The sequence below is a fragment of the Runella zeae DSM 19591 genome (genome assembly GCF_000423565.1).
In the GTDB taxonomy this organism is placed as follows: domain Bacteria; phylum Bacteroidota; class Bacteroidia; order Cytophagales; family Spirosomataceae; genus Runella; species Runella zeae.
Window position 1 is genome coordinate 30,214 of record NZ_AUIF01000059.1, and the last position, 15,392, is coordinate 45,605.

Below are 15,392 nucleotides of genomic sequence, written 5' to 3' on the forward strand. Positions count from 1 at the left end.
AAATTCGACCTAAAGGGTAAGGAAGAAAGCTCTTAAAAGTTGTTAAAAGAGATTTTAATTTCGGAGAACTGTCAGCAATTCGCTTATCATCATGGCAGTAGCACCCCATACTTTGTGACCTTGAATATCATAAAAAGGAGCATCCACCGTCATTCCACGGACTTCCAGCTGCGTAGCTCCAATGATCTTTTCATCCTTCAACTCCTCTAGCGATACCTCAACTATCGCTTCTACTTCTCGCGGGTCTGGATAAAAATCAGGTTTATAGGCTAGCTTGCCTATCACTGGTAAAACAAAAAAATTGCTAGGAGGAATAAAAAGCTCCGTTAAGGTTCCCAACACTTTAACATCCGCAGCTTTGATGCCTATTTCTTCTTGAGCTTCACGAAGCGCCGTCCGAATAAGGTTTTCGTCGGTTTTCTCATAACGCCCTCCCGGAAAGGCCATTTGTCCAGCATGAACACCGTCGTATTTAGGGCGTAATATGAGGGGAAGGTATATTTCTTGCCGAAAAGGATAAAACAAAATCAAAACTGCCGAGCGGCGTGTTTTTTCATTTGGCTGCATTTTTAATCGCAACCTCGACGCTGAAGCCATTTTAAGATGGGCTTCTAGCCCGGGAAGCGGCTTCTGAAGTTGAACTTGGACAATATCAATAAATTCGCTAAAAAGCATCCGTTTGGTATATGAACTAATTGTTAAGGGTCTTTGAAGCTAAAGTAGCTGTTAGTTTCTAAACTAACCATTTTTTTTACAACAATTTATCTAACGTTTGCTATTATCGCACATAGTAATGAGGGTTGTCTATATGTCTAACTTTGATATTGCTTCAAAAGCTGCTCGATCACAAAAGTACCATCCAAAGCCGCCGACATAATTCCCCCCGCATATCCAGCTCCTTCCCCACAAGGATACAATCGCCTGACAGTCAAGTGTTCTGCCGTATTTTTATCACGCGGAATACGCACTGGAGAAGACGTACGGCTCTCTACTCCAATCAACTGCGCCTCGTTTGAAACATACCCCTGCATCTTTTTCCCAAAATCTTGTAACCCTTGGCGAAGGGGTTCGGCGATATGCTCAGGCAAGTATTCTCGCAAATCCATTGATTGAAGCCCTGGTTGATAAGACGTTTCTAACAATTCGGGTGAGTTTTTTCTTTTTACAAAATCCAGTACCCGTTGGGCCGGTGCTGTTTGACGCCCCCCCACTAACATGCTTGCGCGTTGCTCAATTTTTTTCTGAAGTTCTAAACCTGCTAAAGCTCCAAATTTCTCAAACGGCTTCGTATCAACGGCCTCAATACTGACCACCATACCAGAATTGGCAAAACGAGAATCGCGCCTTGAAGGCGACATACCATTGACAACCAACTCTCCAGGGGCGGTTGCGGAAGGTACAATAAAACCTCCCGGACACATACAAAACGAAAATACCCCTCTTTGTACATTTTGATGATAGGTCTGAGTTACCAAGCTATAGGATGCGGCGGGCAAATAGGCCCCTCTATCACTACAATGGTACTGAAGTGAATCTATCAGCTGTTGTTGATGCTCGATTCTTACACCTATGGCAAAAGGTTTGTTTTCAATCAATACTTCTCTCGACTGACACAATTCAAAAATATCACGTGCCGAATGCCCCGTTGCCAAAATTACCCCTATACCTACAAACTCACGCCCCTCGGAAGTCACCACTCCTCTTATTTCTTTTTCGAAAGGAGGTTCCAATACTTTTTGGTTACTAAAAATAAAATCCTGAACCCTGGTTTCAAAATATATTTCTCCTCCTGCATTCAATATGCTCGCACGCATATCTGCAATAAGCGGAGGAAGTTTGTTGGTACCTATATGCGGGTGAGCATCATACAAAATTTGTTCGGTAGCACCGTGGGCTACCATAATTTCGAGAATACGCCTTACGTCTCCTCTTTTGCTAGAGCGTGTGTAAAGCTTCCCGTCCGAATAAGTACCTGCCCCTCCTTCTCCAAAACAATAATTTGAATCAGGGTCTACGAGATGGTCTTTGTTGATAGCTGCCAAGTCACGACGGCGTTTACGTACATCCTTACCACGTTCCAAAACAATAGGCTTAAAGCCCAACTCCACCGCACGTAAAGCCGCAAACAAACCCGCAGGGCCAGCCCCTACTATAATGACTGCCGACTTTTGAGAAACATTGGGATAGTCTTTTTGATAAGAAATCACAGGAGTAGGCGGCTCCCCCACAAAAACCTCCGCTTGAAGGCTCACTTTTACTTGCTTAGAACGAGCGTCTATCGACTGTTTTATTTTCCGAACCAGTAGTTCGTGGTCATCAGCGATGCGGAGGTGCTGGATTATATACTGCCGCAAAGCGGCATCATCTAGGGCCGTTTGGGGCGGCAGAGTAAGTTGGAGTATTTGGTGCATCAGAAAGGGATTTAGCCTTTAATAGCGCAAAAATACGTCAAAATAGAAGTCAAATAGCCGCTTTAGGAGAAAAATATAGTACTATTTCAAATACTTCGCCAACTCAATGTTGTTTTTCACGTAAAAGGAAGGATTTTTACCTATAAACTCCGTAAACTCTTTAATGAAGTGAGATTGATCATAGTAGCCACTTTGATAAATCAAATCTTGCCAATCTTTAATCTGCCATTCTTGTTGTGCCAATACATTGCATAGGAAGCTGACACGACGAATACGCGCATAATATTTAGGGCTTACGCCTACTTTTTGCAAGAATTTACGCTCAAGTTGTCTCCTACTCATACACACTTCATCTATCAATTCATTGATATTGAAAATTCCTTTTTCATCCACAATCAAATTTGCGGCATAGTCTATGGCATCAGGAGTAGGGTTTTTACGAAGAAACTGAAAATTCAGAAATTGTTCGAGCAATACTATACGTTCGTTGGGTGAAGCAGCTTCTTCTATTTTATCATACAATTCATCAATATTCTTTCCCAATACATCCCGTAGATTGATACGCTCATCCGAAAATTCGTACATAGGTAAGCCAAACAAACTACATAAACCCGCAGGCCGAAACACAATCCCGACCATACCTATCTTACCTGATAAATGAAGCTGATAACTTTTTGTGGCCTGCCCAGTCAGAAAAGTTTTAGGGGCAATGCTTCCATTAAGTTTTTGGGAAACTACTCGGTAAGGATTTCCATAATTAAAAACCATAGAAGCAAACCCATTGGGAGGAGATTCAATAGGTAGCTGTGTGGTGAGAATTTTACTACACTCCCACACATAAAAACATTCAACATATTGCCTCAAATGGGGCGCAGGGACGTACTTCCGGTAAAACATACATTCCAATTTTACCGAAAGTACTTATTTATTAAAAAACATACAAAATATCCCTGATTAAATTTAGCAAACGGTTTAGGATATTTAATTGCCACTAAGTTGAGCTACAAAACTCTCGTGATTCCAATCGATAGTAAGAGAGGTAATTTTGTCGTTTTCGTCAAATTTGAACACAAAAATATGCTCACTATTAAACTTCAAACCTTTGCTTGGAAGTCCCATAAACTCTTTTTCTTGGGTTCCAAAAATTACAACCTTACAAATGATTGAATCTCCTTCGGCGTACATACTATCTATGGTATTGTCGATATCAGGAAAACAATCCATCAACAATTCCCAAACAGCCTTACCAAACTCTTTAAATAGACCTTTTCCGCCTTCTCCCAGCGGTTCGAACCATACAGTAGCGTCAGGGGTAGCAAGACTAACCATGCGATTTGTGTCAAGTTCTTGATAAGCAGAAAAAAATTCTACACACGTACCTTTTCTAGTCAATTCAGCAATCGACGATGATATTTTTGTAGTTTCCATTGTTTGTGGTACGGACGTCCCGTCCGTAAGGATAAAGTAGTATAAATTAAACAAAAGCTCCGTCCGTAAGGATAAAGTAGTTAAATCAAATAAAACTCCCGTCCGTAAGGATAAAATAGTAAAAATTAAACAAAACTCCCCTCCGTAAGGATAAAATAAAAGCACCTCGTATTTTAGAAATGAATGAGTCACTTAGGAAAACTAGGATTAGCCTTAATTCTTCTAATCTGTCTCAAGTGTCTATCCACATGCCCATAGTGGACGATATAAATCTGAGCCAAATCCCGATGTCTCCCATTAATACCTGGTCTAACAAACTTTCTAAAATTCAACTTTGATTTTTCAATCGCCATAATAATTTCGTCATATTTGCTATTGAAAATTTTCAGATTAGCCTCATCTTTAACTAGCCCCATTGGGATTGTATGATCAGGAGATACATGTGGATTTGTTTCATAAATAAAGGAAGTATTTACGCTATCAGAAGCAACCATATTCGACAACTCTGGATTTTCGCCCAGCATAATCACATACCGAGCATCATGCTGAGTCAAAAGTGACCACATATTCAAGTGTTCAATCACTTGCGCAATACTCCATTTATCAGGCCCTTCTTTAAAACTCCACTGAGCAGAGGTCAAACTAGCAGTTTCAGAATTAACTTCCGATTTTGTACGGATGTATTGTTTTACCAATAAATTCTTTTCCTCAATAGACCACGACTTTTGGGCATTTGCCCCTTTCCAAAGCAATACAAAACACAAGAAAAATAGCAACTTAGGTTCCATAAAATATTATAGTTTATACTGACAAAATTAGACCCATATCAAAGACAAACATTGTAAAAATGCGACATTCTGTAGCACGGACGACCCGTCCGTGAATAATTTATCTAAACTCCCGTCCGTGAATAATTTATCTAAACTCCCCTCCCTGAATAATTTATCTAAACTCTCCTCCGTGAATAATTTATCTAAACTCTCCTCCGTGGATAATTTATCCAAACTCTCCTCCGTGAATAATTTATCCAAACTCCCCTCCGTGAATAATTTATCTAAACTCCCCTCCGTGAATAATTTATCTATCCTAAGTGAATAATCTAACCTTCCTCCGTAAGCAATCTAACCTACAATTTCTCTTTAAAAATTTTCACAAAAGTGACTTACTCTCACCTACTCCGTCTTGTAATCAGTGATTTAACCTCCTGAACACATGAAACAATTCAAACCGGAGTATTATCGATACCTTCCTCATTTCCAACCCAAAGACGGAACTTTTTTTGTTACGACACGGCTACACGGAAGCCTTCCCAAAGAAGCATTGGAACGATTAAGAGAAGAAAAAGAACAAGCTTATAGAGATATTTTAGCTAATTCTAAAAGCGAAGAAGAAAGGAAAATTGCGGTACGAAATCTACACAAACGTCATTTTGCCAAATGGGATAAGTACTTAGACCAAAACCCCAATGATCCCCAATGGCTCAAGCAGCCGGAAATTGCCCGCATTGTTATTGAAGCATTACATTTTTGGGATAAGAAATCTTACGAACTCGTTTGTTATACCATCATGCCCAATCATTTTCATCTGGTTGTTGATACTTATGAATACAATAAGCCTCTCTACAGAATCATGCACAGTCTCAAAAGTTATACTGCTAAGTTAGCCAACAAACTATTGAATCGAACGGGGACTTTTTGGCAAGAAGAAAGCTATGACCACGTCGTACGTAATGGTCAAGAATTGTATAATATCAATAAGTACATTTTAGCAAATCCCGTTAAAGCAGGCCTTATCAACAACTGGGAAGAGTACCCTTTTTCTTATTTAAACCCCAAATACTTTGAATAACCTGTAGCACGGACGTCCCGTCCGTAACAATATAGAGATTTGGTATTGAAAAGACGACGTCCCGTCCGTAACAATAATATATTGGTATTGACAAGATGGACGTCCCGTCCGTAACAATAATATATTAGTCTTGGAAAGACGACGTCCCGTTCATAACGATAATATATTGGTATTGGAAAGACGACGTCCCGTCCGTAACAATAATATATTGGTATTGGAAAGACGACGTCCCGTTCATAACGATAATATATTGGTATTGGAAAGACGGACGGGACGTCCGTGCTACAGGGATTATACTTTGAGGGCTGTCTCGTGTTTGATTTCGCTCATCACAAAAATGCTATGCGTATTCCCAATACTATCCAAAGCCCCTAATTTTTCCATCAGAAATCGTTGGTATTCGGGCATATCATTTACCACTACTTTTAGCATAAAATCATATTCTCCCGAAATATTATAACACTCCATTACCTCTTCAAACGTCATAACGGCCGACACAAACTTCTCACCATTGGCCCGACTATGCTCCTTCAAAGAAACATTACAAAAAGCGACTAAATTTTTGCCAATGCCTTCTCTATCAACCAATGCCACATATTTCTTTATAACTCCTTCCCGCTCCAATTTGCGAACCCTCTCATATACAGGAGTGTATGACAAATTTAGTTGCGCCGCAAGCTCTTTAGTCGTCAAAAGTGCGTTTTGTTGCAGATAGCGTAAAATCCCTTTATCCGTAATATCCAACTTTATCATATAGACTTATTATATGGTTTATAAGATATAAAATCTTTATAAAGGTAATAATATTTGAATTTTTATCTAAAAAATGTCAAAATATTAAACAAATCAACAAAAACGCCTTCACAACTTAATACCACCACCCCAATTCGAGCAAAATTTTCCACACAAAAAATTTTTCACTTTACCTAAACCACAACACCAAAAAGCATAATGCACTAATTGTCAAATAATTACAAAATACACAAATCCACAAGGTATGCTTTTTTAGTATTTCTTAATAAATCAAATTTCAAAAAATTATGAAGACGCTAACCAAGTATATAGTTTTAGGTTATGTCACTTTGATAGCCACCTCTGCCCCTGAGGTTGCATTTTCTCAACAGTCAACTAAGAAAAAAAATACAACTACCAAAACCGATAAAACAAAGCTCAAAAGATCTCAAAAAGGAGCTTTGATTGGGGTAGGTGCTGGAGCTATCGTAGGAGGAATTATTGGCAAAAACAACAAAAATACCGCGATTGGAGCCATTATAGGTGCTACTGTAGGTGGTGCCGCTGGGGCAATAATAGGTCAACGTATGGACAAGCAAGCTGAAAGGCTAAAAGAAGATTTAGGTAAAACTGCAAGAGTAGAACGCGTAGGAGAAGGTGTAAAGCTTACTTTCGACAACGCCCTTTTGTTTGATTTCGGCTCTTCATCACTACGTCCCGAAACCCAAGAAAGTCTCCGAAAAATGGCCAATACCCTCAAAGACGAACAAAAGACTGAGCTTCTTGTAGAAGGACACACCGACAACGTAGGTTCTGAAGCTTTTAACAGAGACTTGTCCAACAAACGCGCTCAAGCCGTTGCCAATTTTTTGATTGGAGAAGGAGTTTCCACTAGTCGTTTCAAAGTCATTGGCCAAGGCGAAGCCAATCCTGTCGCTTCCAACAATACCGAAACAGGACGTCAACAAAATCGCCGGGTAGAAATTGGTCTTTATGCCAGCGAAGAAATGAAAAAAGCCGCTCAAAACGGCACTATCAGTCTTAGATAATCAATCATCAACAGTGCTACGAAAACTAATAATTTTTTTGTAGCACTACAATCCCTCCACAACAATGAAAAAGTTAAACATACTCCTCATCGCATTAGTCTCTTTACTATCTATTTCTGCTGCCTACTCACAAGATTACCGTACAGGTATTGGTCTTAGAGCAGGGAGCACCAATGGCCTCACTATCAAGCACTATACCAAGCCTCGCGTAGCTGTCGAAGGTATTATTTCCTCGCGCTGGAGAGGACTTGGATTCACGGGTTTGATTGAAGGTCATACACGCGCTTTTGATGTCAATCGTCTTAATTTTTACTACGGTGCAGGTGCTCATATTTACTTTTGGGGTGAAGGAAGACGCGGCTCATCTCCTTTTCCAGAACGTAATAGCGTAGTAGGACTAGATGGTATCTTAGGGCTAGAATATAACTTCCGCGAAATCCCTATCAATTTGAGTATTGACTGGAAACCTACCTTCAATTTCAACGTAGCTGACAATTTCTGGGGTGATGATGCCGCCCTTTCTATTCGCTACATATTTTGATATAATTTTTCTAACCACTCACTAAAAATATCATAAAGCCATGAAATTCAACCCAATATATCTTTTTTTAGGATTAAGTACTTTACTCTTTCAAGCCAATCTTAAGACTTATGCGCAAGATGCTTCAGCCCGTACAGGTATCAGAGGGGGACTCAATGTATCTAATCTTTATATCAAAGACGTGACTGACCGTAATCCTCGCTACGGATTTCATGTGGGTCTTTTTACGCAAGTACCTCTTATCAAAGGTATGCTTTACTTACAACCTGAGGTAGGATATTCTACCAAAGGCGTCACTGCTCGGTACAATTTGCTCAATGGCACATTTAGAGGACAAAATACCTTCAAAATGGATTACTTTGAAATCCCTGTATTAGCTACGCTCAAGGTTGGCAATTTTGTTGATATTCACGGTGGGCTTTACGGAGGTTTTTTAGTAAATGCTTCGACCGAAAGTAAAAGCGACGCAGGCTTTAACGCCACCGTACTCAATCGCGACAATTTCAACAATTTTGACTATGGTCTTGCGGCTGGTTTAAGTATTTATTTTGGAAAAATAATGCTAGCTACTCGCTACAACTATGGCCTACGCCCCGTAGCGTCAAGTACCGCAGCCAAAGTATTCCTAGACAATGCCAAAAATTCTGCCGCTCAGCTAAGCATAGGGTATACGTTTTAGCCTCCATTACAACTACTCTATACAATCCCGTTTGGCGTAAGTCAAATGGGATTTTTTATGCATAACTCTATTAGACAAAATATCTATATTCTTTGATTGTCACCTCTCACATTTGTTTAACCCTTCTTCTTATACGTATTTATTTGCACAAATTATCTATTTTTATATTCATATATAGAATATTCATCTAAAAAAAAAGCTATCCGTATCTTTCTGTGTAAATTTGTAGCTTGTTAAAGTGGACGCTACAAGCCTACTTTTGAGTTTGTGTTATAGGCCTCGTTCCTGAATAAATTATAATTTGTAAAAATGCAAAACCCAGACATTCAAGAAATCCTCAAATCACGAATCCTTGTACTCGACGGTGCGATGGGTTCGATGATTCAGCGTTATAAATTGACCGATGCCGATTATAGAGGCGAACGTTTCAAAGATTTCCCCCACGAACTCAAAGGCAACAATGACCTGCTGTCGTTGACGCGGCCCGATGTGATTCAAGAAATTCATGAAGCTTATCTGGAAGCAGGGGCAGACATTATCGAAACCAATACTTTTAGTGGTACCACTATCGCTATGGCCGATTATCACATGGAAGACTTGGTATATGAGCTTAATTATGAATCGGCTCAGCTAGCCCGTCACGCTTGTGATAAATACATCGCTGCCAATCCCGATAAGCCACGCTTTGTAGCGGGGTCGATTGGGCCTACCAACCGCACCGCGTCGCTTTCTCCCGATGTAAACGACCCTGGCTACCGTGCCGTTACTTTTGATGAATTGGTAGATGCTTATTATGAACAAGTGCAAGCCTTGGTAGATGGTGGTTCGGATATATTATTGGTCGAAACCATTTTTGATACTTTGAATGCCAAAGCCGCTTTGTACGCGATTGATTTGTACTTTGATGATGTCAAAAAAGGAACGATTCGGGCTATCAATGGAGCATTTACGCCTCAAGCTATAAATACTACGAAAACGCAATTGCCTATCATGGTGTCGGGAACGATTACGGATGCTTCTGGCCGTACGCTTTCAGGACAGACTACAGAAGCTTTCTTGACGTCGGTATCGCATATGCCCCTGCTCTCCGTGGGTCTCAACTGCGCCCTTGGTGCTGACTTAATGCGCCCGTATGTTCAAACTCTCGCCAATCAAGCGCCGTTTTATACCTCAGCTCACCCCAACGCAGGCTTACCCAACGAAATGGGCGAATATGACCAAAGTCCCGAACAAATGGCGGTGATTATTGACGATTTCTTAAAAAATCGTTTTATCAATATCATCGGCGGATGCTGCGGTACTACCCCACCCCATATCAAAGCCATTGCCGACGTAGCAGCCAAATACGAACCTCGTGATATTCCCGAAAACGACCATGTCCAAAAACTATCAGGACTAGAACCCCTAAAAATCACGAAGGAGACCAACTTTGTCAATATTGGGGAGCGGTGTAATGTGACAGGTTCCAAAAAATTTGCACGCCTCGTCCGCGAAGGCAACTATGATGCCGCTATTGCAGTAGCACGCGAGCAGGTAGATTCGGGAGCACAAGTTCTGGACATCAACATGGATGAAGGGATGATTGACGGCGTGCAAGCCATGACGAAGTTTTGCAATTTATTGATGGCCGAGCCTGATATTGCCCGTGTTCCTTTCATGGTCGATTCGTCTAAGTGGGAGGTGATTGAGGCGGGTCTAAAATGTTTGCAAGGCAAAGCCATCGTCAATTCTATCTCACTGAAAGAAGGAGAAGAGAAGTTTATCCAACAAGCCGAAAAAGTAAAACGCTACGGTGCATCGGTCGTAGTGATGGCTTTTGACGAAGTAGGCCAAGCCGACAATTATGAGCGCCGTATCGAAATCTGCGAACGCGCCTATTGGATTTTGGTAAATAAAGTAGGATTCCCTCCGCAAGACATCATCTTTGACCCCAATATCCTGACCGTAGGTACGGGTATGGAAGAGCACAACAACTACGCTGTTGATTTTATCAACGCTACTCGTTGGATTAAAGAGCATTTGCCTTATGCCAAAGTAAGTGGAGGAGTCTCAAACGTATCCTTTTCATTCAGAGGGAATGAGCTTGTTCGTGAGGCAATCCATACGGTATTTTTATACTATGCTATCAAAGCAGGGATGGATATGGGTATTGTCAATGCAGGGCAGTTGGGGGTTTATGACGACCTCCCCAAAGATATGCTCGAACATTGCGAAGATCTGATTCTCAACCGTCGCCCTGATGCTACCGAAAGGATGTTGGCCTTTGCCGAAACCGTAAAATCTAAAGGTAAAGAACAAGTAGTAGATAATGCTTGGCGCGCTCAACCCGTCTCCAAACGCCTCGAACATGCCCTCATCAAAGGACTGACTGAGTTTATAGATGAAGACGTAGAAGAAGCTCGTGCTCAGTCGAGCCGCCCACTTGATGTGATTGAAGGCCCACTTATGGATGGTATGAACGTGGTTGGTGACTTATTTGGGGAAGGAAAAATGTTTTTGCCCCAAGTAGTAAAATCAGCCCGAGTCATGAAAAAAGCGGTAGCTTATCTTACGCCTTTCATCGAAGCTGAAAAAGCTGGCGGCGCTGCCGCCGCTGGCAAAATCTTGATGGCTACGGTAAAAGGAGACGTACACGACATCGGCAAAAATATAGTGGGCGTAGTACTTGGCTGCAACAACTACGAAATCATTGACTTAGGAGTAATGGTGCCTACCGATAAAATTTTGGCTGCTGCCAAAGAACACAACGTGGACATCATTGGTCTATCGGGTTTGATTACGCCTTCACTCGATGAAATGGTAGGCGTGGCCAAAGAAATGGAACGCCAAGGTTTTAAATTACCATTACTCATCGGAGGAGCTACTACTTCACGGATTCATACGGCCGTAAAAATCGACCCTCATTATAGCGGCCCCGTTATCCATGTGTTGGATGCGAGTCGTGCGGTACCGGTGGCTGGAAAATTGACCCAAAATGAACAGACTTACGCCGACGTTTTGACTGACATCAAAAAAGAATACGCTAAACTTCGTGAGGACCACGCCAAACGCCAACAAGCGAAAGAAGCCGTAACATTGGAGGCAGCAAGAGCCAACAAAACTAAGATTGATTGGGAAAATTTTGAGCCTACCAAACCGAAGTTTTTGGGTAATAAGTATTTCTATGACTACCCGCTCGAAGACATTGCCAAATACATAGACTGGACTCCTTTTTTCCAAACTTGGCAGCTGCATGGTAAATACCCCAAGATTTTTGAGGATGCGACTGTAGGAGCAGAAGCTAAGAAATTGTACGATGATGCCAAAGCAATGTTAGCCGAAATCATCAAAAACAAATCTCTGAAAGCCAACGCAGTCATTGGTTTTTATCCTGCCAATTCGGTAGAAGATGATATTGTTTTGCATGAGTTTGAAGAATTGGAAGTAAGTTTTGCAGGGCAGGGCCAAGCCAAACGAAAAGATTTTAGAGTCAAAAATCTTGACTTGGAGACTTCTAGCCTCACGCAAACAGTACTACACAACTTACGTCAACAAAATCAAAAAGCGGCCAATCTTCCCAATTTGTGCCTTTCTGACTATATAATGCCAGCCTCGGCCAAACGTACCGATTATATAGGCGCTTTTGCCGTCACTGCGGGTATTGGTATCGAAGCATTATTGGAAAAATACGAAGCCGACCATGACGACTACAGTAGCATCATGCTCAAAGCTGTCGCCGACCGCTTAGCCGAAGCTTTTACAGAACTGATGCACGAACGTGTCCGTAAGGAGTTTTGGGGCTATGCTCAAGAAGAAACATTCAGCAATGAAGAATTGATTTCCGAAAAATACCAAGGTATTCGTCCAGCACCAGGCTACCCTGCTTGCCCCGACCATACCGAAAAACGTACGTTGTTTGACCTCCTAGATGCGGAAGCTCAAGTAGGAATTGAATTGACCGAAAGCTTTGCGATGTATCCTGCTAGTTCAGTGAGTGGGTGGTATTTTGCGCACCCTGCCTCTCGGTACTTTGCCCTTGGCAAAATCGCCAAAGACCAAGTCGAAGACTATTCACTCCGTAAAAACATGAGCCTCGAAGACACCGAACGCTGGCTAGCTCCTGTGTTGAATTATGATTAAATGGCTAACGCAGGCAGGGTTTCGACCCCTGCCTGCGTTTTCTGTGTTTTTATCACCAAACGCTGCATAGCTCCTGTGTTGAATTATGATTAAATGGCCAACGGGGACGGGTTCCAAAGCTAACGCAGGCAGGGTTTCGAACCCCCTGCCTGCGTTTTCTGTCTCGAACCCTGCTTGCGTTTTTTGCATTTTTTTTACTACATATTTCTCCGATACTGCCCTCCTACCTCATACAATGCCGCCGAGATTTGTCCCAAGGTACATACTTTGGTAGCTTCCATGAGTGATTCAAAAAGATTGGTATTCTGAAGCGCCGCTTCTTTGAGTTGATTAAGAGCAGCAATTGCTTCATCCTTGTAGCGAGTCTGAAAATCTTGCCGATACGCTACAGCATATTGCTTTTCCTCATCTGTAGAGCGAATGACCTCCGCCGGTAAAATCGTGGGCGAACCACGCTCATCCAAAAATGTATTGACCCCAATAATAGGCAATGCCCCCGTATGTTTTTGCATTTCATAATGCATCGATTCTTCCTGAATCTTGCTGCGTTGATACATACGCTCCATCGCGCCCAAGACGCCCCCACGTTCGCTAATACTCAAAAATTCCTGATAGACAGCCTCTTCTACCAAATCGGTCAACTCTTCTACGATAAAAGCTCCTTGCAAAGGATTTTCGTTTTTGGTAAGACCAAATTCTCGATTGATAATCAACTGTATGGCCATCGCACGTCTGACACTCTCTTCGGTCGGGGTCGTAATTGCTTCATCGTAAGCGTTGGTATGGAGCGAATTACAATTGTCATAAATCGCCAACAAGGCTTGCAAAGTAGTACGGATGTCATTAAACGCAATCTCTTGGGCGTGCAAGCTCCGCCCAGAAGTCTGAATATGATACTTTAGTTTTTGACTGCGCTCATTGCCTTTGTACTTGTGTTTCATAGCTTTGGCCCAAATACGCCTTGCCACTCTTCCCAGCACCGTGTATTCGGGATCCATACCGTTGGAAAAGAAAAAAGAAAGATTTGGCGCAAAGTCATCAATGTGCATTCCTCGGCTGAGGTAATATTCTACAAAGGTAAATCCATTAGAAAGCGTAAAGGCTAATTGGGAAATCGGATTGGCACCCGCTTCGGCAATATGGTATCCCGAAATCGAAACCGAATAAAAATTACGCACCTGATTATCAATAAAATACTGCTGAATATCGCCCATGAGCTTAAGCGCAAACTCAGTCGAAAAGATACAGGTATTTTGCGCTTGGTCTTCTTTCAGAATATCGGCTTGTACCGTACCTCGCACCTGACGAAGCGTATCTGCTTTGATTTTTTGGTAAACTTCGAGAGGCAATACTTGGTCGCCCGTAGTGCCCAATAGCCCCAATCCTAGCCCATTGTGTCCTTCTGGCAAAGTACCACTGTAAGTCACTTTGGGTTCAAAACAAATATCGCTTTGTGCTTGTAGCCATTTTTCGCATTGCTGGTCGATAGCAGCATTCAAAAAGAACCCCAACACAATAGGCGCGGGGCCGTTGATAGTCATCGAAACGGAAGTAGAAGGGTCGCACAAATCAAAACCACTATACAGTTTTTTGGCATCGTCGAGGTTGCAAATACTAACGCCTGAGTTACCCACTTTACCATAAATATCGGGCCGAAAATCTGGGTCTTCGCCGTAGAGTGTTACTGAATCAAAGGCTGTCGAAAGCCTTTTAGCGGGCATTTGTTTAGACAAATAATGAAAACGGCGATTGGTACGTTCGGGACCACCTTCTCCTGCAAACATCCGCGTCGGGTCTTCCCCTTCCCTCTTTAACGGAAAAACACCCGCCGTAAAAGGAAACTCGCCAGGTACATTTTCAGTCAGTACCCACTTTAAAATATCTCCCCAATCGCTGTACTTAGGCAGTGCAATCTTCGGAATTTTGAGGTGCGACAATGTCTCCGTCCACAAATCTTGCTCAATGATTTTATCCCTCACCTTGAACTGATACTTATCGGCACGGTATTTTTTGACGGTTTCGGGCCAATTTTCGAGCAATTTTTTACAATCAAAATGCAGATGACTTTCCAATTCTTGATAAATATCCCGAAGACTTTCGGCATTGTCCAAAAGCTGAAGTTGAGTCAAGGTCTTAATTGTACCATCAAGCTGATATAACTGACGCGCAATAGCGGCTTGGTCGTTCACAAATTGCTCATAATTCCGCGCATTTTCGACAATTTCGGCCAAATACCGTACTCTCTCGGGAGGCATTATACTGTTTGTGTGGCCTAATTGTGAATTCCCTTTTTTGACCGAAAGCTTATTAAACAATTGCCCCTTTGTCCAGTATTCTTTGTTTTCTTGCTTTTGCTCCAACACCTCCACCAACCTGAGATAGAGCGCATTCATACCTGCATCGTTGAATTGACTCGCAATCGTCCCAAAAACTGGCAAAGCTTCTTCAGCCACGTCCCAAAGTTGGTGATTGCGGCGGTATTGTTTTTTTACATCGCGCAACGCATCAAGTGAGCCACGTTTATCAAACTTATTGATGGCGATGAGGTCGGCATAGTCGAGCATATCAATTTTTTCGAGTTGCGT

The 15,392-nt window shown here is 42.0% G+C and carries 12 protein-coding genes; 5 read left to right on the forward strand and 7 right to left on the reverse strand.

All coding sequences use genetic code 11. From position 1 onward, the window contains the following. Positions 1-54 precede the first annotated feature (54 nt). The 5 genes from G563_RS0115970 to G563_RS0115990 all read right to left on the reverse strand — a co-directional run bounded on the left by G563_RS0115970 (position 55) and on the right by G563_RS0115990 (position 4,627). The gene (locus G563_RS0115970) at positions 55-675 is read right to left on the reverse strand and encodes an NUDIX hydrolase (protein ID WP_028666200.1); all 621 of its coding nucleotides are present in this window, start codon (positions 673-675) and stop codon (positions 55-57) included. 137 nt (positions 676-812) lie between these two features. Then, a complete protein-coding gene (locus G563_RS0115975) occupies positions 813-2,411 on the reverse strand; it encodes an NAD(P)/FAD-dependent oxidoreductase (RefSeq protein ID WP_037327132.1) in 1,599 nt (532 codons plus the stop codon). 81 nt (positions 2,412-2,492) lie between these two features. After that, positions 2,493-3,308, reverse strand: coding sequence for a helix-turn-helix transcriptional regulator (locus tag G563_RS0115980; protein WP_028666202.1), 816 nt, complete (start codon positions 3,306-3,308; stop codon positions 2,493-2,495). Between the two features lie 84 nt (positions 3,309-3,392). After that, positions 3,393-3,839 carry an ester cyclase gene (locus G563_RS0115985; protein ID WP_028666203.1) on the reverse strand — a complete coding sequence of 149 codons (447 nt, stop codon included), beginning with the start codon at positions 3,837-3,839 and terminating at the stop codon, positions 3,393-3,395. 188 nt (positions 3,840-4,027) lie between these two features. Further along, the gene (locus G563_RS0115990; RefSeq protein WP_028666204.1) at positions 4,028-4,627 is read right to left on the reverse strand and encodes a DinB family protein; all 600 of its coding nucleotides are present in this window, start codon (positions 4,625-4,627) and stop codon (positions 4,028-4,030) included. A gap of 424 nt (positions 4,628-5,051) precedes the next feature. On the opposite strand from G563_RS0115990, the gene G563_RS0115995 reads away from it, so the two are divergent. Continuing rightward, positions 5,052-5,687 carry an REP-associated tyrosine transposase gene (locus G563_RS0115995; RefSeq protein ID WP_028666205.1) on the forward strand — a complete coding sequence of 212 codons (636 nt, stop codon included), beginning with the start codon at positions 5,052-5,054 and terminating at the stop codon, positions 5,685-5,687. A gap of 291 nt (positions 5,688-5,978) precedes the next feature. Here the strand turns inward: G563_RS0115995 and G563_RS0116000 are convergent, their stop codons facing one another. Further along, complete coding sequence (locus tag G563_RS0116000; RefSeq protein ID WP_028666206.1) at positions 5,979-6,440, reverse strand: Lrp/AsnC family transcriptional regulator; 462 nt, start codon at positions 6,438-6,440, stop codon at positions 5,979-5,981. Positions 6,441-6,727: 287 nt separating this feature from the next. Between G563_RS0116000 and G563_RS0116005 the strand changes: the two genes are divergently transcribed. The 4 genes from G563_RS0116005 to metH all read left to right on the forward strand — a co-directional run bounded on the left by G563_RS0116005 (position 6,728) and on the right by metH (position 12,807). After that, a complete protein-coding gene (locus G563_RS0116005; protein WP_028665711.1) occupies positions 6,728-7,468 on the forward strand; it encodes a YiaD family glycine zipper/OmpA-like lipoprotein in 741 nt (246 codons plus the stop codon). A 64-nt stretch (positions 7,469-7,532) separates the two neighbouring features. Beyond that, positions 7,533-8,009, forward strand: a complete 477-nt coding sequence (locus G563_RS0116010) for a hypothetical protein (protein ID WP_028665712.1) — start codon at positions 7,533-7,535, stop codon at positions 8,007-8,009. A gap of 40 nt (positions 8,010-8,049) precedes the next feature. Beyond that, a complete protein-coding gene (locus tag G563_RS0116015) occupies positions 8,050-8,688 on the forward strand; it encodes a porin family protein (RefSeq protein ID WP_028665713.1) in 639 nt (212 codons plus the stop codon). A gap of 309 nt (positions 8,689-8,997) precedes the next feature. Beyond that, positions 8,998-12,807: a methionine synthase gene (gene metH / locus G563_RS0116020; RefSeq protein WP_028665714.1), complete on the forward strand. Its 3,810-nt coding sequence runs from the start codon at positions 8,998-9,000 to the stop codon at positions 12,805-12,807. A 197-nt stretch (positions 12,808-13,004) separates the two neighbouring features. Here the strand turns inward: metH and G563_RS0116025 are convergent. Continuing rightward, a partial coding sequence (locus tag G563_RS0116025) for a methylmalonyl-CoA mutase family protein (RefSeq protein ID WP_028666207.1) occupies positions 13,005-15,392 on the reverse strand: 2,388 nt, incomplete at its 5' end.